Origin of the sequence: Mucilaginibacter terrenus, from assembly GCF_003432065.1 — a bacterium.
Lineage (GTDB): Bacteria > Bacteroidota > Bacteroidia > Sphingobacteriales > Sphingobacteriaceae > Mucilaginibacter > Mucilaginibacter terrenus.
In genome coordinates, this window is the sequence record NZ_QWDE01000001.1 from 1627228 (window position 1) to 1649307 (window position 22080).

Below are 22080 nucleotides of genomic sequence, written 5' to 3' on the forward strand. Positions count from 1 at the left end.
ACAAGCTCATCTCATTAATACGTTTTAGTTATTCTTGATTACCACTCTAGCGCAAGTATTCAGCACAGCAAGCGGCTGTGTACTTGTGCCTTCTTCTTTATTAAATATTTACCTCGAACTAAAAACAGCCTACTACTCTCCTAATATCTTCTTAAAAAACAGCGTTACTTCATCCGCCATAATGCCATGGTCTTCTACACTGGGGTGGCCTCCGCAGCCGCGGCCTTCCATTGGCGGGAAAAAGAAAGTTTCCACTGGCTTGTCTGACGGGTAATCGGCATCAATTTTCTTTTTTACGGCAGCAAGGCAGCTTTCCAGCGTTTTGGCATCTGCACCTTTAACCATAGGGCTGCTCAGTAATGCTATGCGGGCTTTAGGGTACTTGGTTTTAACCAGGTGCACAAATTTAACGTAAGCCGCTGTGAAAGCTTCCGGGTCAAAAGGCTTGCGTGGCGATTTACCGTCACCCCTGCTAAAGTCGTTTGTGCCCAGGGCTATGCTCACTACCTTAGGGCTGTAAGTATTAAAATCCCACTTTACCGTACTATTTACCTGGAAATCCGCTTTCTCATAAACTTGTGGCATGGTTGGGCTAAGCGTGTTCCAGTTACGGTACATGCCTATACCACTAACGCTGCTCAGCATAAAGTTTGCACCCAGCGCCCGTGCAACCCGCGGACCATAAGCCATATAGGCGTTGTGCTGATCCTGGTAGTCGCCCGTGCCGCATGCGTATTCCGACGCATCTGAGGCGGCACCACAGGTAATACTGTTACCGATAAACTCTATCAGCGGTGCATTTGACACCTTTAATGGCTTTATCTTTTCTGCAACTACCTTGCTAACAATTATGGCACCTGTATGCGCCTCGGTAGCCTTGTATATCCACATCTCGTGTTTGCCACTAGTCGGAGCGGTAATGATCAGCGGATCGGTTGAACTACCATCCACCCGGATACGCTTCTGGTACACGCCATCTAGTTCGTACTGGAGGTAACCATGTCCGTTTTCGTCGTTAAGGGAAACATACAAAGCGCACTTATTACCCTCAAAACTGAAACCGAAATGCACAGCGGAACTAATGAGCTCCAGCTGCTTTTTATCGTTGTAGTGATATCGGCCATAAGGGTTCAACTTTTTAGCGTAAAGCGTGTCTGCAGGAGCGTTTGCAAACGCAGCAGTACAGAGGCAAACAGCGACTAGTGATAGATATAAGTTTCTGAAGTTCATGGAGCGTGGTTAAGCTGGTTCATACAATAATAACAAACCTGTTCAACATGCTGCATTTTTGCTTTGCAGTAATTATAAATTGATAAAATAATACAAGCCGCTCACACCGTCAGTCTGAGCTTGTCGAAGACCTATACGCCTCGCTAATGGTTCGACAGGCTCACTAAGACAAGGTGGTAAACGATGCTGGCTACAGGACGAACATAATGTCTAACTATCGGTCGGAACAAAAGCTCTACATCTTTTGAATTGAGGCTAATTGCTGGAAATAGTTAGACGACCTCCTGACAATTTGATGGTAAACAATTTATAATACACACGGTTATACCTGTGGTTACCAAACACAAATCCTGTGCAAAAAAGCATTCACAAATATCTGTTTTCGGGCGTTCTCCTGTTGTCGGTTATAGCTGGCGCCAGGACTGTAAAGGCACAAGTGGCCCCGCCTATCGATTCCCTCAAGGCTGATTCTTTACGCAATCACAAGAAGGTGTACCCGCCCAATCCGGGGCTTGCCTCGCAATATGACATTGGCGACCTTGCGCGTGACCTGCTGCATCCAAATAAACAGCCTGATACTACCAAAAAGCCGTCCGGTATAACGGTGATTCCCAATATTGCATCAAACCCCAGTATAGGTTTTCAGTTGGGTATAAAAGCAGTTGCCGGAAGGGTGTTAGGTACCGATCCAAGCACGTTGTTGTCGGTAGCAGCAACATCCGCATCTATCACCACCAAAAACATCATCTATTTTTACGTAACGCACAACGTGTTCACCAACGGCAACAAATGGAACCTGCAAGGCAGCCTGGTGGCAGCAAAAACCGTTACGCCGGACTTTGGTATCGGCATTGGTCGGGGCAACTTCAGCAGCCCGGAAGCTATCGCGCTAACCAATCCTGACCGTAAGGGATATGCGCTTAATGCATTGTATTTCCGCTTTAGCGAAAAGGTTTATAAGGAAGTAGCCGAACACCTGTTTGTTGGGGGTGGCTTATCTTTTGAACTGCGCCGTAACATTGAAGATAAACGATCTGAACCTACCGCGCTTACACCATATTATGTTTACAGTGATCAGCACGGTTTTAATAGAAACGGTTACAGTGCCAACGGGATGCTGTTCAACGTACAATATACCACCCGTGATAACCAGAACCGTGCCTATAAGGGCATTTATGCTGATGCGGGCATCCGTTTGAATGAAACTTTTTTGGGCAGTAGTAAAAATGCAGCACAATTAACAGTGGACCTAAGAAAGTATATCAGCTTATCCCATTCGCACCCGGAGCATGTTATTGCTTTCTGGGCTTGGGGTTCGTACCTGCTTAGCGGCGACCTGCCTTTACTTGAGCTACCCGGCTCCGGCAAGGACCCCAACTTCAGGAGCGCCAGGGGTTATACTGTTGGCTACTTTAAAGGCACCAAGTACTTTGATGGCGAGGTGGAGTACCGTTTCCCTATCACCAGGAACAAGTTCCTGAGCGGTGTTACCTTCTTCAGCATGCAAACCGCTGCCGATAACCTTGGAACCAATTTGTTTGAAGTATGGCAGCCTGGCGGCGGTGCAGGTTTGCGCGTGCTGTTTAATAAGGCTACCCGCACCAACTTATGCCTGGATTATGCGTGGGGTAAGTACGGTTCCAGAGGGTTTTTCCTTGGGTTGAACGAGGCATTCTAACGTCACCCTGTTAACGTTTTACAATAAACTGTCAAATTAAAAGCGGGAGTGTGTTAGGTTTGCATGTTAAATTAGCATCAACTACACATCATGCCTGAGTTAAGCAAGCCGGCTACTTCAAGCCGAAAGATCAACAAAATAGAAATTGCAATGCTGACCATTGTTTTTGCACTGGTAATAGCAGGAATTGTGATTTGCTTTGTAAACAAGCAGTGGTTTGAGGATGTATATACCAGCGAAGACGGCTTTATAGAGAACTTTACCGTTTTCCCATTATCCGTAGCTGTAGTCACTGCTATAGTTTACCTGGTTAAGCTGGCAAGCAAACGCAGCTGGATGTTTATCCTGTGTATGAGCGTGGCTGCGCTGTTCGGCTTTTTTGTAGCAGGCGAAGAAATAAGCTGGGGTCAGCGAATATTTCATGTGGAATCATCTGAGTTTTTTTTGGAGAACAATGCACAGCATGAAACCAACCTGCATAACATGGTTGTAGATGGCGAAAAGGTGAACAAGATTGTTTTTACCTGGTTGCTTGGTTTAACAGTGGCTTTATACCTTTTCCTGCTACCATGGCTTTACGCTAAAAAGCCAGGCGTTAAGCGTTTTATAGATTGGGCAGGTATCCCTGTGCCACACCGTGTACAGATCATTGCCGCTATTGCGCTGTTCGTTTGCATTGGTATTATCCCAAGCTCTAAAAACTCCGAGCTGCTGGAGTTAGGCATTTCATCCATCTTCCTGCTTATACTACTTTACCCGCAAAATGTAGCTGTGTTCCGCACAGATAAAGCATAACTCACTATAAATTATACTTTATAGTGATTCCTATAAACAAAAAACGCCCCGCAAATTGCGGGGCGTTTTTACGCTAAATTGTATTATTATAATTAAACAACTTTTACATTCACTGCGTTTAAACCTTTGCGGCCGTTCTCCACGTCAAATTCAACGCTATCGTTTTCGCGGATCTGATCGATTAAGCCTGTAGAATGAACAAATACTTCCTGGCCACCTTCTGAAGGGATAATAAAGCCAAAACCCTTTGTTTCATTGAAAAATTTTACTGTTCCTTTTTGCATTGTATATTTTATTAAAGTGCGCAAGGTAGGCATAATAATCGGCAATGGTATAATTTAAAAGCAATAGTTGCTTTGTAGCTGGTGTACAGGCAAGCTATAGGGCCACTCTATTGCTCGTTACTGCTTAGTACAACTCCTGTGGTGTTCAGGAATATCTTGCGGACATTTTCCGGCTGCGATACTTTCCAGATAGCGCGACGTACCGCAAACAACCGGCTTTTTGCTATCCAGGTAAACCCAACAGTGTCGCCCTGGTTGCCGCCATATATCAAGTAATTCTCTTTGCTCTCGCCTATGTAAAAGGCAACGTGGCCGCCGCCGGGGCGTATAAACACCAGTGTATCGCCCAGCATGGCTTTGTCATCATCAACATGTTTGCCCCATTTGGCCCATGCCAATGCCGAAAGCAGCTGCGTGTTGTACGGGAAGCCTGCACGCTGGGCACAAATGCCCATAAAAAGGCCGCACCACGGTACGCTGTCGTCGGTATACCAGCCGGCCACGCCAACTTCTTTAGCCCATTTCATAATGTCGGGATTACTACCGGTGCCTTTGTGCTCCAGTAAACCATAATGGGTTAGCGCTTCTTTCAGCATTTTGGGGCCGGGTTCTTTAGCAACCCAGGCATAAGGTTCAGGGATGGTTTTCATTGCTATAAATATTTACATAAATATAGCTAATATTTTTAGCAATACAAGAGTGTTTACACCAAAAATGTTCAGTAAAAACACGGTTGTTGTAGCAAAAGCAACTTTTAGGCTACGATAGACAAACGGCGACCGTGAAGGGTATCTTCAGAGTCTTTAACTATTCCGCGGATCTTTTCGTCCAGCTCGTTAATAGTAACTTCCATCATGTCAAGATAATTAAACTCAACCTCCTCCATTTTCAAAAGGTCCATAATGCCTAATAAAGATGCTACAGGGCGGCGTAGCTCGTGCGACTGCATAATAGCAATACGCTGCAATGCTTCGTTCTGTACGTTTATATAAGCTTCCTGATGTTTACGGTGCGTTATGTCGGTAGAGTTCAGGGCCACTCCTATTACTTCGCCATCTGTATCGCGCACCGGAATAAAGGTGGTAACTTTCCAGCACTCGTTAGCTGTACCGGATGAAAGCAACCATTCGCGCTTAATAGATCGACCAGAAAGTGCTATGGTGTAGTATTTTTTAAATTGGGAAAGTATATTACGATCGGTGTAGGCCAGCAAATTGTCACCCGTGGCCAGCTTATGCTGGTGATGTGTACGCACAAATAAAGCTGCAGCACGATTGAACGCCAAAATCTCAAAATTTCGCCCTGCCAAAATATGATCATCTACCGAGCTGTCGAATATTGCTTTCAGCTTTATCTCCGACTCGCGATGGGCAGCAGCCATCTCCTGTTCCCGGCGATATTGTACATCAAGTGAACCCAAGCTCCAGTGTAATTCCATTAGGTTTACCACTTGTTTGGCCAATATCTTTATAGAGGTTAACTGGTGCTGGGTAAGCTGCCTCGGCTCCATATCCACTACACAAAGGCTGCCCAAGGCATATCCATCTTTAGTTATCAATGGTGCACCGGCATAAAAACGCACGTTTGGCTCACCGGTAACTAAAGGGTTTGTGTTAAAAGTGATATCCAGCAACATGTCAGGTATTACCAGCACTTCTTCCTGCTCAATTGTGTAATTGCAAAACGATACACCACGGTCGGTACATTCCAGATCGGTGCCTTTAGCTGCCTTAAACCACTGGGTGTCCTTGTCAAGAAGCGTGACCAAAGCAACGGGCGTTTCACAAATTTCCGCGACCAGATTCACCAGGTCATTTAAATCCTTGGCGATACCATCATCCGGACTCATGAATCTGCTGACAGCCGTTAGGCGTTCCTCCTCGGTATATTTCATTGCAGCATTATACAAATAAATGTTTAAACAGTTTGTGGTAAATGCAAATTTAACCACCACTTTAACCTCACTTTAATTACAAGGCAATTGCCTTAAGCTTAAGTATTTGCATCAGCATCTATAGGTATATATCAGGGGTTTATATACGTAGAAAAATACCAACAAAAAAGCCCCTGGGCTTTTGCCATGGGGCTTACCAAATCATTAATAACACGCATACCCACCACCAAGCGCAGCTATTAATATTTGGCCATATTGTATCATATAAAATGTAAAAGTCGTAAGCTATTTGATATACGACGATTACAATTGCGTGGTTTTGGCTATAAAGGTTATTTTTACCACTGATGAAAGCATTTATTTTTGACCTTAACGGTACCATGGTAAACGATATGCCTTACCACGCCAAAGCATGGACACGGCTATTGAACGAAGAATTACACGCGGGCTTTAGCGAAGACCAGATAAAAGCAAATATATACGGCAAAAACCCTGAAGTACTGGCAAGGCTTTTTGGAGAAGGCAAGTTTAGCCATGATGAGGCAGAAAAGTACTCCAATGACAAAGAGGAACAATACCGGTTGGAATATAAGGGCCATATGGAATTACTCCCCGGCCTGAAGGAATTTTTAGAGGACGCTTACCAGGCAGGCATACCTATGGCAATAGGATCTGCCGCTATAACAGCTAATATTGATTTTGTGTTGGATAATCTTAACATACGGCATTACTTTAAAGCAATTGTTAGCGCTGATGATGTTACCCACAGCAAACCAGATCCGGAGACCTTTATAAAACCGGCAAAAATGATGGGTGTAGCTCCGGAGGATTGTGTTGTGTTTGAAGACGTACCTAAAGGTGCCGAAGCTGCAAAGAATGCAGGAATGAGAGCCTGTATACTTACAACTACGCATGATCCGGAAGACTTTGAAGACCGGGAAAACATCCTGGGCTTCGCAGCAGATTTTAACGACCTTAAAATAAAACAACTGATACAAACCTAAAACCACATTGAAAAAGTACCTAAACCTTACCGCCTTTATTTTAACTACAGCCGCAGTTTCATCCTGTAGCAAGAGCTATTACGCACCCGGGCTTTACCATAACGATGTACAATTCATGATTAAACCGCATTCGAAAGATTCGGTAAAAACAAGGGTTTACGCATCCGGTGTTTACCTGGCTCAAAATGGCGCTGGCAGTCAGGGCGGTTCTCAAAGCGGATTGCTTAATGTTTACCGATCCCACACGCTACGTCATTTCAACCTCAGTTACGGTGCACTGGGCTATACCGGCGTATACAGCCGCACCAAAACAGAAGATAATGGCACTATCAGTCCGCTTGTAAATAAATCTTTTTACGGGTATGGCTTAAACGGATCAGGGTCATTTTACCTCAGTACAAGAAAGACGGATTTCCGGATAATAGGAATTGACCTGACCTATTCGCATGAAAGCGGTAGTTTTCTAGCGTTTAGAAAAGCGCAGGTAGGCCAGCCTAATGTATCCAGTGCAGCGCAGTCAGGCATGTTTAGTTACGGCATCTTCACAGAGGTTATCATAAAGCCTGATGCAAACACCAATTTCGGCTTCAAACTGTTTTTAAACCAAACGCCAGGCAATATAACCCGCGACCTAAACCGTGTGGACGAGGATTTACACGTGCATACAGAGAGCAGCGCTATGTTGGGCATAACGTCTTTTGTAGGTTACAAGCACTTCAACTTTCACACTACTATGGCTTCCGGATCAACCGTTGGAGATATAAGCGGGGCAGTACAGTTTGGCCTAGCCTATAAATTTTAAGCGTAAACGGATGGCGCCCTTTCGCGCAGGTTGTAGTTTGATGCCATCACCTCGCCGTAAGCACCTGCTGTACGCACGGCTATCAGGTCACCACGTTGAGATACCGGAAGCTCCACATCTTTACGGAAACAGTCTGTGCTTTCGCAAATGGGGCCGACCACGTCGTAATGAAGGTGTGAGTTAGTCTCCTGATCTTCGGCTCCTGTTGTACGACTTAGGTTCTCTATTTGATGGTACGCCTGGTAAAGCATCGGGCGGATCAGTTCGGTCATGCCGGCATCCAGCACCAGGAAGTTCTTCTTCTGCCCCATTTTAACGTACAGCACGCGTGATATCAGTGAAGCACATTGTGCTACCATTGCCCGGCCAAGCTCAAAATGAACTTCCTGGCCAGGTTTAACATTAAGGAACTTTTTAAAGACGGCAAAGTAACTCTCAAAGTCAGCTATGCCGTTGCTGTCCGGGTTGTGGTAATCAACGCCAAGGCCGCCGCCTGTATTTAAAACTTTTATCTGGAAGCCGTGATCTTCAAACCAGTCCTGCATTTCGTTTATGCGGATGCAAAGGCTTTTGTAAACCTCCATATCGGTTATCTGCGAACCTATATGAAAATGTATGCCAAGGAACTTAAGATTGGCGGATTTACGCAATGCAGCAACTACATCGTTCAACTGCCAGGTATTTACACCAAATTTGTTCTCGTCTAAACCTGTAGTTATAAAATGATGCGTATGGGCATCAACATTAGGGTTTATACGGATGGCTACACCCGCAACTTTACCCCTGGCTGCGGCTAGCTCATTTATAATCTCTAGTTCCTGTACAGATTCCACATTAAAACAGAAGATAGCTGCATCAAGCGCTTCGTTTATCTCCTTGTCAGATTTTCCCACACCTGCAAACACCACCTTGCTTTTATCAAAGCCATGTTCAATAGCGTAACGTACTTCGCCGCCGCTTACGCAATCGGCACCAAACCCATAAGATTGTATGGCATCAACCACTGCCGGGTTAAAGTTTGCCTTCATCGCATAATGCACATGAAAGCCGTATTTTGATGATGCATCGCGGCAGGCGTTCAGCGTGCTGCGCAGCACTTCTGTATCGTAGTAATAGAACGGTGTTTCCAGTTCTTTAAAGCGTTCTATGGTATCTTGTGTGAACATCTTTTCTCTTTGTTATCAACTTCGTCATTGCGGGGAACGAAGCAATCTCTTAGCTATAGGGTTATCGTTCCCTGATAAACATGCTAATCCAAGATTGCTTGTCATCTTTCGACAACGTGTTTGTGTTAGTGTGATGGTCTAAAACAACCTGTTATGCAAGCTCCTTAGTGCCTCCACCTTGTCTTCGGTTTTCACCAGCAGGCTCATGTTGTGGTCGCTGCCGCCGTAAGATATCATCCTGATTGGGATGTGCTTCAACGCTTCAAGAACACGGGCTGCGTAGCCATGCTTTTCCGCACCAAAATCACCTACAACGCATATAATAGTATGGTTCACATCAATTTCCACTGTTCCAAATGCAGCCAGCTCTTTGGTGATCTCGCCCAAGTAAGTGGTATCATCAATAGTTAATGATACCGCCACCTCAGATGTGGTGATCATATCTATACTGGTGCGGTAACGCTCAAATACTTCAAAAACCCGGCGTAAAAAGCCATGCGCCAGCAGCATGCGGCTGCTTTGTATTTTAATAGCAGTAATGTCGTCCTTAGCAGCTATTGACTTGATCCGGTCTTTCTCGCTATCGTTGGTAATTAGTGTACCAAGCGCCTGCGGGTCCATCGTGTTAAGCAACCTCACGGGAATCTTATATTTCTGCGCCGGGAACACACTTTGCGGGTGCAGTATTTTGGCGCCAAAGTAGGCCAGTTCAGCAGCCTCGTCAAAAGATAGCTGCGCTATTGGCGTGGTACCTTTAACAATGCGTGGATCGTTATTGTGCATACCGTCAATGTCGGTCCATATTTGCACTTCCTCGCTCTTGATGCCCGCACCTATTAATGATGCAGTATAATCGCTGCCACCGCGGCGCAGGTTATCTATCTCGCCAAAAGAATTACGACATATAAAGCCCTGTGTTATAAACAGGTTATTATCCGGGTGCTGCTCCAGCAATGGAGTTAATTCTGATGTGATGTGGTCAACAACAGGTTCGTTATCTTCATCTATTTTCATGAAGTCAAGCGCAGGCAACAGTACAGATGGCACGCCTATCTCCTTCAGGTATATATGATACAATGTGGTAGAAAGCAACTCGCCCTGAGCTAATATGATCTTATCTTCTATTGTAGTGAACAGATCATTAGCCAGGTTGTTAAGCAACCTGAAGTGGTAATCTATTACTTCTTTGCCCTGCTCGTAAAACTCAGGTTTCTCTAAGAGTTCGGTGATGAACACCTCGTACTTATCTTTAAGTATAGTGATCAGGTTAGCTGCCTTTTGCTTATCACCGCTTAGGTAAGCCTGGCCAATTTCTACCAGGCTATTAGTGGTTCCCGATACTGCGGATAGCACCACTATCTGGCGCTCTGCAGGATTAATGATATCCAGCAACTTTTTCATACGGGCGGGACTGCCGACCGATGTACCGCCAAATTTTAAAACTTTCATCTACTTGTGCTATTAACCAACCGCAGCTAACACGCTGCTGCAATTGAGGGGCTAAAAATAGGATTTTAAAGCAGTTCTATCTACAAGGTAGGAAAATATTTTGGAGGCTTCAGAACCCCTGCCCCCTCTCTCCGCTTTGCGGAAAGAGGGGGTGCTGTTAGCGGATCATATTTTATCTTCTAACCTTTTTCTCCTCACCCTCTTTACGCGCAGCGTAGAGAGGGTCGGCAAGCGGTAGCGACGCCGGGGTGAGTTGGTGAGTTCGTTCAAATTAAAATAACTGTTTAATCCCGTTTGTAATTTGTTAATTTTAGCTGCCAAGTAAACTATCAATGAAATACATTTTCCTGCTGATGTTTGTGCCCTTGTTTGCAATGGCGCAGCATAAGCCTACAAACCAAAATCTGTTTGATACCATAGCGTTCATACCGGAGCATACCGTGCAAAGGCTTGCCGAGTTTAAGAAACATCCTGTGACCACCGGCGGTATTATGTTCCTGGGGAACAGTATCACGGAAATGGGCAACTGGGCCGGCATCCTGAAAGACACCACGGTAGTAAACCGCGGCATTGGTGGTGATATCACTTATGGTTTACTAAAACGATTAGATGATGTTACCATTCGCAAGCCTAAAAAGATCTTCCTGCTTATTGGGATAAACGACATAGGCAAGGACATACCCGACTCGGTGATTGCTTACAATCACGCTATGATCGTGCGGGAAATACATGCTAAGAGCCCCGATACCAAGATTTATGTAGAGAGTATTTTACCGCTTAATCCAACAATGCCGCATTTTCCGCAGCATTACGACAAAGCCGAACATATCCCACGTATTAACAAAATGCTGCAGGCAAATGCCACGGCTTTAAACTACACCTACATAAATCTGTGGCCCATTTTTGCAGACAAGAGCGGGCTTTTAAAAGCGGAGCTTACCGCCGAGGGCCTGCATCTTAAACCTGCTGCTTATGAAATTTGGGTGGCTTATCTAAAAAAACTCAAGTACCTGTAAACTTGCTATGACTAAAACAAAAGTAGCCATTCTTGGCGCCGGCTTTATATCCGACATACATCTGGAATCATATCACCGCTTTATTCCCGAAGCTGAAGTAGTGGCTGTTTACGCCCGCAGTGCGGAAAAGGCCAGCGCATTTGCTGCAAAGTACCACATAGCGCAATCGTTCACCAGTGTTGATGAACTGCTTTCAAATACTGATTGCGATGTGGTGGATATATGCGTACCAAACTACCTGCATGCGGAATACTGCATTAAAGCAGCAAATGCAGGCAAGCACATTATCATAGAAAAGCCGCTGGCTGTAACGCTTGAAGAAGCAGATAAAATGATTGCCGCATGCAAAGCAAACAACGTTAAACTGATGTACGCAGAAGAGCTATGTTTTGCACCTAAATACGAGCGTGCCCGGCACCTGGTTAATGAAGGAGCCGTGGGCGAGGTATACATGCTAAAGCAGTCTGAAAAGCACAGCGGCCCTCATACAGATTGGTTCTATGACATTGATCTGGCTGGTGGAGGCGTATTAATGGACATGGGATGCCACGCGCTGGGCTGGTTCAGGTGGATGACCAATCATGCAATGCCTAAAAGCGTTTACGCAACCATGGCAACGGTGTTTCACAAAGGCCGCACCAAAGGCGAGGACAATGCCGTGGTTGTTGTAGAATTTGAGAACGGCGTAACCTGCATAGCAGAAAGCAGCTGGGCCAAGCACGGCGGCATGGATGACAAGTGTGAGGTATATGGTACCGGTGGAGTAATTTACGCCGACTTATTTCTGGGTAACTCGGCACTTACTTACAGCCGTGAGGGTTATGGCTATGCTATGGAAAAAGCCGACACTACCGCCGGGTGGACATTTACCATTTTTGAAGAAGTGTTTAACCAGGGTTATCCACACGAATTAAAGCACTTTATTGAATGCGTCCGCGAGGACAAAACCCCGCTGGTTACCGGTGAGGATGGTCGCGCCGTAATGGAAATGATCTACGCTGCTTACGCTTCTGCCGGGCTCGGCAAAAAAATCATGCTTCCTTATTCTGCCCAAGTGAAAAAACCGGTCGATCTTTGGTTAAACCCTACACAAGAATAACAATGAAAATAAAAATATACGACACTAACGACGAAATGTCTAAAGCAGCTGCCGACCTCGTGGTACAGCAACTACAAGAAAAGCCTGATTCCGTTATCTGTTTCCCATCCGGCGAATCGCCTACCGGCATGTTACGCTACCTGGTGCAATATGCTCATGAGGGCACTGCCGACCTGAGCCGCTGCTATATAGTAGGATTAGACGAATGGGTGGGCATGGATGAAAGCAACCACGGTAGCTGCAAGCATTACCTGCACACAAACTTCTTTAACCATCTGGACATTGATCCGGAGCGCGTGGTGATGTTCAACGCCAAGGCAGATGACTTGGAAGCCGAATGCGAGCGTATAAACAACTTTATCAGTAGTAAAGGCGGGTTGGATATTATGATGGTAGGTGTTGGTATGAACGGCCACCTCGGCTTAAACGAACCAGGAACTGACTGGGACCTGTATGCCCATGTGTCTGACCTGGATCCTATAACAGTGCAGGTAGGTCAGAAATACTTCCAGGAAGAAACAGCTTTAACAAAAGGCATTACACTTGGCTTAAAGCACTTGCAGGAAGCTAAACAACCTATATTAATAGCAGCAGGCACCAAAAAGGCCGGCATCATTGCCGACTCGCTACAAGGGCATATCAGCGTTGATGTTCCGGCTACTATTTTGCAAACGCTTCCGCATGCCCGCATCCTGCTGGACAAGTTTGCGGCTTCCGAACTGGAGCGCGCATCCTGATGAATCAGCAGTTGTCGCAGTTAATTACGGCGTTAAACAATGCGCCTGCACTTTTATCTGGTAAAAAGGTAGCTGCCGGGTTTGACGGATTTGTAGACTCCATTGTAAAGGTGGTCAACAACAAAACTATTGAAGGCATTACGGTGTTTTTCCAAACTATTAAAGAGTTTGGAAACTATATCTCGGCAAAGAGCGGTTCGGGCTTCAGCCTGGAAAGTGAGGAACTTGTACAGAAGCTTGGCGGTAACATGCCCATCATGAGTAATGCGCTGGGTGCCCTTGGCGCTAGCGTGAGCTGTGTAGGCGCTTTCGGTGTGCCTGCCTTAAGTCCCGCGTTTGCCGCCATGCATCCAGCCTGCAGTCTATACAGTTTTACCAACCCGGGGTTTACCACGGCAATGGAGTTTGCCGATGGCAAGATCATGCTCGCGCAGATGACCGACCTTAACCATGCCGACTGGAATACCATTGATAATGCAATCGGCCTAACCCAGTTAAAGGACATTTTTTTAAGCGCAGATTTAATATGCCTGGTAAACTGGAGCGAATTGGAACACTCCAATGCCATTTGGCAGGGTTTACTGAAAGATGTATTCTCAAATGCACCGCCCACTACCGATCCGAAGCAGTTCTTCTTCGACCTGTCCGATTGTTCTAAACGCAGTAGCGAAGCTATCACAACCGCACTAAAGCTTATAGCAGAGTTTGGCCGCTATGGCAAGGCAACCTTGAGCCTTAACCGCAATGAGGCAGGCATACTGTACAGGATCCTGGTTAATGAGCAAATCCCGCAGGATCTTGGACAGGTTGGTAAGGACTTGTTTAGTTTGCTTAAAGTATCTACCCTCATCATTCATACTTCCAAAATCTCCCTGGCTTGGGATGTAAATGGCAATTATGTTGATGTTCCGCAGTTTATTGACAATCCACTTATTTCTACGGGCGCCGGGGACAACTTCAACGCTGGTTATTGCCTCGGTAGCCTTTTAGGTTTAGATGCCGGTTTGGCGCTCATCCTCGCAAACAGCGTATCAAATTGTTACATAAATACCGGCGAAAGCCCTGCAATTAGTACGTTGGTTGGGTATTTATCTCAGAAAATATCAGCATCTTTATAATACCAATTATACTTCTTCATGTCTGTAAATACAACCCCGGGCGATACTGCGTCGCTCACGTTTGATGCCATTGTTATCGGTTCAGGAATAAGTGGCGGCTGGGCCGCTAAGGAGCTTTGCGAACAGGGCCTCAAGACCCTGGTGCTGGAACGCGGCCGCAACGTAGAACACATTAAGGACTACCCTACTGCTGCAACCCCGCCATGGGAATTCAGGTATCGTGGAAGTATTAACCGTGCACAGCAGGAAGAAAACCCGCTTATAACCAAGGCTGCGGGTTACGGCGACGACTGCGATCACTTTTTTGTAAAGGATGCAGATCACCCTTATGTACAGGAAAAACCTTTTGATTGGATCCGCGGATACCAGGTTGGTGGCAAATCGCTCACCTGGGGCCGCGCTACCCAACGCTGGAGCGAATTTGAATTTACCGCTCCTGAGCGCTTTGGTTATGGTATAGGCTGGCCAATTGGTTACAAAGACGTTGCACCCTGGTACTCCCATGTAGAAAAATTTATAGGCATCTGCGGTAACAAAGATGGCCTGGAGGCAATGCCCGATGGCGAATTCATGACACCGTTTGAGATGAATGCGCCCTTAAAACACATCCGTGAATCGCTTAAACAAAACTATACCGACCGGCACCTGGTACACGCCCGCTGGGCACACCTCACGGAACCAGGTGAAGTACACCTGCAGCAAGGGAGGGGCAAATGCCAGGCACGTAATATGTGCATGAGAGGCTGCCCATTCGGAGGATACTTTAGTTCGGTAAGTTCTACGCTTCCCTGGGCAAAAAAGACAGGCAACCTCACCATTCGCCCGCATTCTGTAGTACATTCCATCATTTACGACGAACAGTTGGGTAAAGCATCCGGCGTGCGGGTGATCGATGCTGAGACAAAGCAAGTAATAGAATACAAGGCACGTATCATCTTCCTCAATGCATCTGCACTAAACAGCAACCTTGTACTGCTTAATTCAAAATCAAAGCGTTTTCCTAATGGTTTAGGCAACGACAATGGTTTAATGGGTAAATACATCGCTTTTCATAATTATCGAGCCTCGGTAACGGCAGACCTGGACGGTTACCTGGACAGCTACTATTACGGCCGCAACCCTACGGATCTTATCCTGGTTAACTTCCGCAACCTGCACAAACAGGAAACTGATTTTAAGGGTGGTTACACCACTTTCATGAATGCGTATCGTGATCAACATTCTGAAAAAACCACAGAACAGATAGGCGCGAAATATAAGGACGAGCTTTGTGAGCCCGGCAGCTGGCATGTGTTTGCTTATTTACAGGGCGAAACCGTACCTAAAGAAAGCAACCATGTGCGCCTGAGCGATGACAAAAAAGATCAGTGGGGGATCCCGTTGTTGGTTACCTCCGTAGCGTATGATGACAACGACGACCGGATGATTGCAGACTTTCACACGCAAACGTCGCAGATGCTGGAAAAAGCCGGCTGCAAGAACATACAAACACACAACACCAAACAAGCACCCGGGCTGGACATCCACGAGATGGGCGGCGTGCGTATGGGTAAAGACCCAAAAACATCGTTACTAAATGAATGGAACCAGTTGCACCTCTGCAAAAACGTATTTGTTACGGATGGGGCCTGCATGGCCAGTACAGGCAATCAAAGTCCGTCTATATTGTATATGGCTTTAACCGCCCGGGCGGCAACCTATGCAGTTAACCAAATGAAAGAAGGTAAGCTTTAATATTTCTCAAACAGTAACTCTTGTCAATCATGAAAACCGTTCTTGTTACCATAATAGCCGCCATTGCAATGGCAGGTTGTAACTCATCGTCAAACACTAAATCTGTTCCGCAAGACAGTGTTAATACTGCCGCCGACACATCCTGGACAGTACTATTTGATGGTAAGACAACTAACGGCTGGCATACATACGGCAAAACAGAACCGGGTAAGGCCTGGAAAGCTGAAGATGGCATTTTACATCTTGATGCGCGGCAAAAAGCCGACTGGCAAACCAAGGATGGCGGTGACCTGCTTACGAACGACGAATTTGAGAACTATGAGTTTACTACAGAATGGAAGATATCCAAAGCAGGAAACAGCGGCATTATCTTTAACGTTAAGGAAGACCCGAAAAAGTACGAGTACTGCTGGTATACGGGAATAGAAACACAGGTGGTCGACAATCAGTTTAATGAAGACGGCCAGATACCAAAACACCGCACAGGTGAACTTTATGATCTCATCTCCATTTCAAAGGATGTAGCCAAGCCTTATGACCAATGGAACAAAACTACCATTATCCTGAAGGATGGCGTGGTTAATATTTTACTAAACAACGAGCAGGTACTTACTACAAAGCTTTGGACCGACGATTGGAAGAAGCTAGTTGCCTCAAGTAAATTTAAAGAGTGGCCAGACTTCGGAACGTTTCGCAAAGGCCATATTGCTCTTCAGGATCATGGCGCCGATGTTTGGTACCGGAATATCAAGATAAGAAAACTATAAGCAACAGACTTAGAAGAGTGTTTCCGTGGTGAAATTACGCTTGTAATTTCGATATTAGCCATTCCATGAAAACACTTTACCGCTTTGCCCTCCTATTTACTTTATTCTTATCGATGTTGCCTGCGGCTAAAGCAGCACAGCCGGTAAATTTACGCTGCGAGTACCTGGTAAATCCGCTGGGTATAGATGCAACACATCCGCGCTTCACCTGGATGCTGAACGATTCACGTCAGGGTGCTAAGCAAACTGCTTACAGACTGGTGGTGGGTACAGATTCTCTCGCAGTGTTATCAGGCAAAGGCAACAAGTGGACTACAGACAGAGTGCCATCGCCGGCAATTCTGATAAGCTATGAAGGTAGCGAGCTGCAACCTTACACAAAATATTATTGGAAGGTAGAAACATGGGATCAAAATGGTGTTAAAGCAACGCCATCTGCCATAGCCAGTTTTGAGACAGGCGTTATGCAGATGGACAACTGGAAGGGCACCTGGATAAGCGACGAGCAGGGCTATAATGTTAAGCCTGCGCCTTATTTCCGCACTACATTCGGCACCGGTAAAAAGGTAAAATCGGCAAGGGCATACATTGCTGCCGCAGGCTTGTTTGAGCTTTCTTTAAATGGGGAAAAGGTAGGTAACCACCGGTTAGACCCTATGTACACGAGGTTTGACAGACGCACGATCTATGTTACTTTCGACGTAACCAAACAAATATTAGCCGGAAAAAATGCAATCGGCGTACTCTTAGGCAACGGCTGGTACAACCACCAGAGTACCGCCGTATGGGACTTCCACTTAGCATCATGGCGCGCACGGCCTACGTTTTGCCTCGACCTGCGCATCACTTATGAAGATGGCACCATTGAAACCATAAGCAGTAACGAGCATTGGAAAACAGCACTGAGCCCAATAACACTCAACAGCATTTACACCGCTGAGCACTATGACGCACGACTGGAGCAAGCCGACTGGAACACCATCAATTTCGACGACACCAAGTGGAAGCCTGCTTTTGCGCGGCCAACGCCTTCGCAAAACATCGTGGCTCAGCAGGTGGTGCCTATACGCGCGGTAGAAACCATTTATTCAAAATCCGTAACAAAGCTGGATGACGGCAACTACGTATTTGATATCGGTCGGAACATCTCGGGGGTTAGCAAGATAACAGTTAAAGGGAAAGCAGGAACAATTATCCACCTTAAGCACGGCGAGCGCCTGTACAAGAACGGCCACGTCGATCTTTCAAACATTGATATTCACTACCGCCCGACCGACGACAAAGATCCGTTCCAGGTAGATGAGTTTATACTGAGCGGTAAGGGAGAAGAAAGCTTTATGCCGAGGTTCAATTACAAGGGCTTCCAATATGTAGAAGTTAGTAGCAGCGAACCTGTAGAGGTCACCAAAGAGAGCCTCACCGGTTACTTTATGCACAGTGATGTATCGCCAGTGGGCAACGTAAGTAGTGCAAACCCGATCATCGACAAAATATGGTATGCAACCAACAACAGCTATTTAAGTAACCTCTTCGGCTATCCTACTGATTGCCCGCAACGGGAGAAGAACGGCTGGACCGGCGACGCGCACATCGCTATAGAAACAGGTTTATACAGTTTTGACGCCATAACTGTATATGAAAAATGGATGGCCGACCACCGCGACGAGCAACAGCCCAACGGGGTATTACCATCTATAATTCCGACTGCTGGCTGGGGCTACGAATGGGGCAACGGACCTGACTGGACCAGCACTGTGGCACTTATCCCATGGAATATTTATATGTTCTATGGCGATACAAAGATCCTGGCCGACAACTACGACAATATCCGCAGGTATGTAAACCATATTAACGACCTATACCCTACCGGGCTTACCAGTTGGGGATTAGGTGACTGGGTTCCGGTAAAGTCTGTATCGCCCGTGGAGATGACCTCTACCGCTTATTACTACGCGGACGTAACCATACTTGCGCGCATTGCGAAACTGCTGGGCAAAACGGCAGATGCTGACAAATACAACCAGCTTGGCTTGAAAATTAAGACCGCTTTTAACAACAAGTACCTTAACCGGGAAACCGCTATGTACAACAAAGGCCTGCAAACCGAACTTAGTGTTCCGCTGTATTGGGGCCTGGTTCCCGACGATTTTAAAGCCCGTGTAGCAGACAACCTGGCTAAGCGGGTTGAAGCCGACAACTTCCATTTAGACGTGGGTATACTTGGAGGCAAAGCCATCCTGAATGCTTTAAGTGATAACGGCCATGCAGACGTAGCCTACAAAATAGCTTCACAGGAAACGTATCCATCATGGGGCTGGTGGATGGTGAACGGTGCTACTACGCTTTACGAGAACTGGAAGATAGATGCCAAGTCTGACATCTCTCTTAATCACATCATGTTTGGCGGTATTGGAGCCTGGTTGTATAAAGGCGTTGGCGGCATTATTCCGGATGAACGGCAACCCGGCTTTAAGAACGTGATATTACAGCCAAACTTTGTACCCGGCCTGGCACATTTCGAGGCGGAGCATACGGGGCCATACGGTAAAATCATGTCCTCCTGGAAACGCAATGCTAATGATGTTACCTACACCGTTACAGTTCCTGCAAACTCAACCGGCGAGGTGCGTTTCCCTGCAGGAACAAAAGGGTACCTGAACGGCAAGGCCGTTGCAAACATTTATCAAATAACAGCAGGTAATTACCAGTTTACCGTAAGATAAAAACATATACTTCACAAGCAGCAAAAAACGTTTTAGCTTTGTATTAACATGGAAACAAGGCACGAAATAGCAGGTCTGGACGACATTAGACTGCTGGTAGATACATTTTACCAGCGGATACAGGCGGACGAACTACTCGGCCCGATATTTAACGAGCGAATACAAGACCGATGGCCAATACACCTGGAGAAGATGTACCGATTTTGGCAAACCGTATTACTTGAAGAGTATACTTACGGCGGTCGCCCGTTTCCACCTCATGCTCAACTGCCGGTTGATCACGAACATTTTGCAACATGGCTGGCGTTGTTTACAGCTACTGTTGATGAGTTATTCACCGGCGCTAAAGCAGATGAAGCTAAGTGGCGCGCCGGGAAAATGGCGGAGATGTTTGAGCATAAGATTGCCTATATTAAACAAAACAAGTTCAATATTCAATAGGGTAACCAATCCAGTCATACCAATTGGTTAACGTAGAATCATACTTTATCATTTTGCCCACTACTTCGCTGGTAACTATTTTCCACTGTTTTAACTCGGGCACAAACTGCGGCAACTCCAACCCGGATTTCCGCGCCGACTGAGTGTAATAGATAAACTTTGCGGGATGATGCGGCGTGCAGGCATTAATAGTGCAGCCGAATTTATCTTGCATTAATACAGCCTTTGTTATACCGATACAATCGTCCAGGTGAATCAAGTTTACAGGAGCTAGCCCATTGGGAATATCTTTCTTTCCGGCAAAGAACCTGCCCGGATCACGTCCAGGACCAACTAGTCCACCAAATCTGATGATGGTAGTTTTAAACGTTTTATTATCAGTAAACAACTGCTCGGCCGCCAGCAGAATTACACCTGATGGTGTGTCAGGTTGAGGGTTGGACGTTTCGGTTACAGTATTACTCTGGTCGGCATACACCCCTGTCGAACTTATGAATATTACCTTTTTAACTTCATAGGATTCTGATGCCGCAATAACCTTTTGCAGCTTTGTAATATAGCCGTCACCTTCCCCCTTCCTGGTTTTAGGGGGGATAGAAATGATGAGGACATCGCAGCTGAAAAACTCACCCGGGAGTTCGGTATCTAACCCTGTATCTATCAGGAAGGCAGTTATGCCCGCTTCAGTAAGCGTTGCTACTTTGTCGGCAGAAGTGGTGGAACCCTTAACGGACATACCCTCCGAAATAAGTTGCTTTGCTAGCGCAAAGCCATACCACCCACAGCCCAGAATACTAATTGTCATGAGACGAAGATAATAAGCCTTTGGCAATGTTTCGGTGCTGATATAAGCGTTGGCATCAAATCAAACAATATTATATTTGCGCATGGATACACCGCAATCTTTACCTGTATTGAATGACACCGAGCTGCGCGTGATGGGCTCGCTGATGGAAAAAAGCAAAACCACGCCCGACTACTACCCCATGACGCTGAACAGCCTTACCGCGGCATGTAATCAAAAGTCGTCGCGTAAGCCGGTTGTTGAGTACAGCGAGAACGAGGTGACCATTGCGCTAGACACGCTGAAAAGAAAGGGACTGATTTCCACTGCAACGGGGGGCAGCAGCCGCGTCATAAAGTACAAGCACAACTTTGCTATTGTGTTCCCTGTTGTTCCGGCAGAAGTATCCATATTGTGCCTGCTGATATTGCGCGGACCATTAACGCCCGGCGAGATCAACTCTAATTCGGGACGTTTATATGAATTTGAAAACCTCGACGAAGTTCAGTCCATATTGGAAAAACTTGCCGGTGGTGATGTGCCTTATGTGGAGCAAATGCCAAAACGCCCCGGCCAAAAAGAAGTTAGATACCGGCATCTGCTGGGCGGCACCGTTCCGGCGGATGACGCGATAGATGAACCAGTTCGTCGTGGAAGTACTGATCTGGAAAGCCGCTTGAGCAAAGTGGAAAACGAATTGGCCGAGTTAAAGGAAGCTTTTGATAAGTTGATGAAAGAGCTAAGCTGAATTCAACTGGCTTAACTTTGTTCGTGCAGTTCATCACTGCCGATGCGTTTTTCTATTCGCCGGTCTGGTATAAACCAGATACAGGCAACCACTACGTATAGTGCAAAAGCAATCCACGATTGCCAAAAGGATACGGCTACAGATATCACATAAATAGCCACCGATACTTTTCCTTTAAAATCGTTACCCAAGGCACGAGCAAGCAGCGAATGCTCTCCGTGTCGCCTGATAAGCACCTGCACCAGTATACTGTAAGCGACCGCGCACATAATAAGCACAAAGCCATAGCAGATCACCGGCCATTGCGCAAAATGGTTCTCGCCCATCCAACCGGTAACAAAAGGGATAAGTGAAAGCCAGAACAGCAGGTTCAGATTTGCCCACATTACTGCACCATTAACAGATTTTACCGCCTGGAACATGTGGTGATGATTGTTCCAGTAGATGCCTACATATATAAAGCTTAGCAAATAACTTACAAAAACCGGCAGCAAAGGGCGCAGACCTTCTATAGTTGCATCATGCGGAACCTTCAGTTCAAGAACCATAATGGTGATAATAATCGCTATAACCCCATCGCTAAAAGCCTCTATGCGCCCTTTACCCATATT

The 22080-nt window shown here is 46.1% G+C and carries 21 protein-coding genes; 13 read left to right on the forward strand and 8 right to left on the reverse strand.

Going from position 1 to position 22080, the window contains the following annotated elements:
- Nucleotides 1-132: 132 nt before the first annotated feature.
- On the reverse strand, nt 133-1230 hold the full coding sequence (locus tag DYU05_RS07180; protein WP_117382273.1) for an SGNH/GDSL hydrolase family protein: 1098 nt from the start codon (nt 1228-1230) through the stop codon (nt 133-135).
- Between the two features lie 352 nt (nt 1231-1582).
- On the opposite strand from DYU05_RS07180, the gene DYU05_RS07185 reads away from it, so the two are divergent.
- Both DYU05_RS07185 and DYU05_RS07190 read left to right on the forward strand, forming a co-directional pair.
- Nucleotides 1583-2908, forward strand: coding sequence for a BamA/TamA family outer membrane protein (locus DYU05_RS07185; RefSeq protein ID WP_235853967.1), 1326 nt, complete (start codon nt 1583-1585; stop codon nt 2906-2908).
- A gap of 90 nt (nt 2909-2998) precedes the next feature.
- Nucleotides 2999-3703, forward strand: a complete 705-nt coding sequence (locus tag DYU05_RS07190) for a hypothetical protein (protein ID WP_117382274.1) — start codon at nt 2999-3001, stop codon at nt 3701-3703.
- A gap of 92 nt (nt 3704-3795) precedes the next feature.
- On the opposite strand, the gene DYU05_RS07195 is transcribed toward DYU05_RS07190, so the two are convergent.
- The 3 genes from DYU05_RS07195 to DYU05_RS07205 form a co-directional block, all read right to left on the reverse strand.
- A complete protein-coding gene (locus DYU05_RS07195; protein WP_117382983.1) occupies nt 3796-3987 on the reverse strand; it encodes a cold-shock protein in 192 nt (63 codons plus the stop codon).
- Between the two features lie 107 nt (nt 3988-4094).
- The gene (locus DYU05_RS07200; RefSeq protein ID WP_117382275.1) at nt 4095-4637 is read right to left on the reverse strand and encodes a TIGR02594 family protein; all 543 of its coding nucleotides are present in this window, start codon (nt 4635-4637) and stop codon (nt 4095-4097) included.
- 104 nt (nt 4638-4741) lie between these two features.
- Nucleotides 4742-5881 carry a GAF domain-containing protein gene (locus DYU05_RS07205; protein WP_133300189.1) on the reverse strand — a complete coding sequence of 380 codons (1140 nt, stop codon included), beginning with the start codon at nt 5879-5881 and terminating at the stop codon, nt 4742-4744.
- Between the two features lie 347 nt (nt 5882-6228).
- Here DYU05_RS07205 and DYU05_RS07210 point away from each other — a divergent pair, with 347 nt between their 5' ends.
- Together DYU05_RS07210 and DYU05_RS07215 are read left to right on the forward strand one after the other, a co-directional pair.
- Nucleotides 6229-6885 carry an HAD family hydrolase gene (locus DYU05_RS07210; RefSeq protein ID WP_117382277.1) on the forward strand — a complete coding sequence of 219 codons (657 nt, stop codon included), beginning with the start codon at nt 6229-6231 and terminating at the stop codon, nt 6883-6885.
- A 7-nt stretch (nt 6886-6892) separates the two neighbouring features.
- Nucleotides 6893-7687 (forward strand): hypothetical protein, encoded by a 795-nt coding sequence (locus DYU05_RS07215; protein ID WP_117382278.1) that lies wholly within the window; start codon nt 6893-6895, stop codon nt 7685-7687.
- Here DYU05_RS07215 and lysA read toward each other — a convergent pair.
- Both lysA and DYU05_RS07225 read right to left on the reverse strand, forming a co-directional pair.
- A complete protein-coding gene (gene lysA, locus DYU05_RS07220; RefSeq protein ID WP_117382279.1) occupies nt 7684-8853 on the reverse strand; it encodes a diaminopimelate decarboxylase in 1170 nt (389 codons plus the stop codon). The genes DYU05_RS07215 and lysA overlap by 4 nt on opposite strands.
- 138 nt (nt 8854-8991) lie before the next feature.
- Nucleotides 8992-10302, reverse strand: a complete 1311-nt coding sequence (locus tag DYU05_RS07225) for an aspartate kinase (protein WP_117382280.1) — start codon at nt 10300-10302, stop codon at nt 8992-8994.
- A 332-nt stretch (nt 10303-10634) separates the two neighbouring features.
- Here DYU05_RS07225 and DYU05_RS07230 point away from each other — a divergent pair, with 332 nt between their 5' ends.
- The 8 genes from DYU05_RS07230 (at nt 10635) to DYU05_RS07265 (ending at nt 19937) form a co-directional block, all read left to right on the forward strand.
- Nucleotides 10635-11318, forward strand: a complete 684-nt coding sequence (locus DYU05_RS07230; RefSeq protein ID WP_117382281.1) for a GDSL-type esterase/lipase family protein — start codon at nt 10635-10637, stop codon at nt 11316-11318.
- A gap of 7 nt (nt 11319-11325) precedes the next feature.
- Nucleotides 11326-12417 carry a Gfo/Idh/MocA family protein gene (locus tag DYU05_RS07235; RefSeq protein WP_117382282.1) on the forward strand — a complete coding sequence of 364 codons (1092 nt, stop codon included), beginning with the start codon at nt 11326-11328 and terminating at the stop codon, nt 12415-12417.
- A gap of 2 nt (nt 12418-12419) precedes the next feature.
- Nucleotides 12420-13154: a glucosamine-6-phosphate deaminase gene (locus DYU05_RS07240; protein ID WP_117382283.1), complete on the forward strand. Its 735-nt coding sequence runs from the start codon at nt 12420-12422 to the stop codon at nt 13152-13154.
- Entirely contained in the window at nt 13154-14272 is a 1119-nt protein-coding gene (locus DYU05_RS07245; RefSeq protein WP_117382284.1) for a hypothetical protein, read from the forward strand. The genes DYU05_RS07240 and DYU05_RS07245 overlap by 1 nt, the downstream gene beginning before the upstream one ends.
- Nucleotides 14273-14290: 18 nt before the next feature.
- Nucleotides 14291-16006 carry a GMC oxidoreductase gene (locus DYU05_RS07250; RefSeq protein ID WP_117382285.1) on the forward strand — a complete coding sequence of 572 codons (1716 nt, stop codon included), beginning with the start codon at nt 14291-14293 and terminating at the stop codon, nt 16004-16006.
- 29 nt (nt 16007-16035) lie between these two features.
- Complete coding sequence (locus DYU05_RS07255) at nt 16036-16773, forward strand: 3-keto-disaccharide hydrolase (protein ID WP_117382286.1); 738 nt, start codon at nt 16036-16038, stop codon at nt 16771-16773.
- 65 nt (nt 16774-16838) lie between these two features.
- Complete coding sequence (locus DYU05_RS07260) at nt 16839-19496, forward strand: alpha-L-rhamnosidase (RefSeq protein ID WP_117382287.1); 2658 nt, start codon at nt 16839-16841, stop codon at nt 19494-19496.
- 48 nt (nt 19497-19544) lie between these two features.
- Nucleotides 19545-19937 (forward strand): group III truncated hemoglobin, encoded by a 393-nt coding sequence (locus DYU05_RS07265; RefSeq protein ID WP_117382288.1) that lies wholly within the window; start codon nt 19545-19547, stop codon nt 19935-19937.
- Here DYU05_RS07265 and DYU05_RS07270 read toward each other — a convergent pair.
- The gene (locus DYU05_RS07270; RefSeq protein WP_117382289.1) at nt 19924-20742 is read right to left on the reverse strand and encodes an SDR family oxidoreductase; all 819 of its coding nucleotides are present in this window, start codon (nt 20740-20742) and stop codon (nt 19924-19926) included. The two genes, DYU05_RS07265 and DYU05_RS07270, sit on opposite strands and share 14 nt — an antisense overlap.
- 82 nt (nt 20743-20824) lie before the next feature.
- Here DYU05_RS07270 and DYU05_RS07275 point away from each other — a divergent pair, with 82 nt between their 5' ends.
- Nucleotides 20825-21469, forward strand: a complete 645-nt coding sequence (locus DYU05_RS07275; protein WP_117382290.1) for a YceH family protein — start codon at nt 20825-20827, stop codon at nt 21467-21469.
- Nucleotides 21470-21480: 11 nt separating this feature from the next.
- Here DYU05_RS07275 and DYU05_RS07280 read toward each other — a convergent pair whose 3' ends face one another.
- Nucleotides 21481-22077 carry a TMEM175 family protein gene (locus DYU05_RS07280; RefSeq protein WP_117382291.1) on the reverse strand — a complete coding sequence of 199 codons (597 nt, stop codon included), beginning with the start codon at nt 22075-22077 and terminating at the stop codon, nt 21481-21483.
- Nucleotides 22078-22080 lie beyond the last annotated feature (3 nt).

Coding starts and splice junctions, on each gene's coding strand:
- DYU05_RS07180 (WP_117382273.1), bottom strand. CDS start 1,230: ATGAACTTCAGAAACTTATATCTATCACTAGTCGCTGTTTGCCTCTGT.
- DYU05_RS07190 (WP_117382274.1), top strand. CDS start 2,999: ATGCCTGAGTTAAGCAAGCCGGCTACTTCAAGCCGAAAGATCAACAAA.
- DYU05_RS07195 (WP_117382983.1), bottom strand. CDS start 3,987: ATGCAAAAAGGAACAGTAAAATTTTTCAATGAAACAAAGGGTTTTGGC.
- DYU05_RS07200 (WP_117382275.1), bottom strand. CDS start 4,637: ATGAAAACCATCCCTGAACCTTATGCCTGGGTTGCTAAAGAACCCGGC.
- DYU05_RS07205 (WP_133300189.1), bottom strand. CDS start 5,881: ATGAAATATACCGAGGAGGAACGCCTAACGGCTGTCAGCAGATTCATG.
- DYU05_RS07210 (WP_117382277.1), top strand. CDS start 6,229: ATGAAAGCATTTATTTTTGACCTTAACGGTACCATGGTAAACGATATG.
- lysA (WP_117382279.1), bottom strand. CDS start 8,853: ATGTTCACACAAGATACCATAGAACGCTTTAAAGAACTGGAAACACCG.
- DYU05_RS07225 (WP_117382280.1), bottom strand. CDS start 10,302: ATGAAAGTTTTAAAATTTGGCGGTACATCGGTCGGCAGTCCCGCCCGT.
- DYU05_RS07230 (WP_117382281.1), top strand. CDS start 10,635: ATGAAATACATTTTCCTGCTGATGTTTGTGCCCTTGTTTGCAATGGCG.
- DYU05_RS07235 (WP_117382282.1), top strand. CDS start 11,326: ATGACTAAAACAAAAGTAGCCATTCTTGGCGCCGGCTTTATATCCGAC.
- DYU05_RS07240 (WP_117382283.1), top strand. CDS start 12,420: ATGAAAATAAAAATATACGACACTAACGACGAAATGTCTAAAGCAGCT.
- DYU05_RS07245 (WP_117382284.1), top strand. CDS start 13,154: ATGAATCAGCAGTTGTCGCAGTTAATTACGGCGTTAAACAATGCGCCT.
- DYU05_RS07250 (WP_117382285.1), top strand. CDS start 14,291: ATGTCTGTAAATACAACCCCGGGCGATACTGCGTCGCTCACGTTTGAT.
- DYU05_RS07255 (WP_117382286.1), top strand. CDS start 16,036: ATGAAAACCGTTCTTGTTACCATAATAGCCGCCATTGCAATGGCAGGT.
- DYU05_RS07260 (WP_117382287.1), top strand. CDS start 16,839: ATGAAAACACTTTACCGCTTTGCCCTCCTATTTACTTTATTCTTATCG.
- DYU05_RS07265 (WP_117382288.1), top strand. CDS start 19,545: ATGGAAACAAGGCACGAAATAGCAGGTCTGGACGACATTAGACTGCTG.
- DYU05_RS07270 (WP_117382289.1), bottom strand. CDS start 20,742: ATGACAATTAGTATTCTGGGCTGTGGGTGGTATGGCTTTGCGCTAGCA.
- DYU05_RS07275 (WP_117382290.1), top strand. CDS start 20,825: ATGGATACACCGCAATCTTTACCTGTATTGAATGACACCGAGCTGCGC.
- DYU05_RS07280 (WP_117382291.1), bottom strand. CDS start 22,077: ATGGGTAAAGGGCGCATAGAGGCTTTTAGCGATGGGGTTATAGCGATT.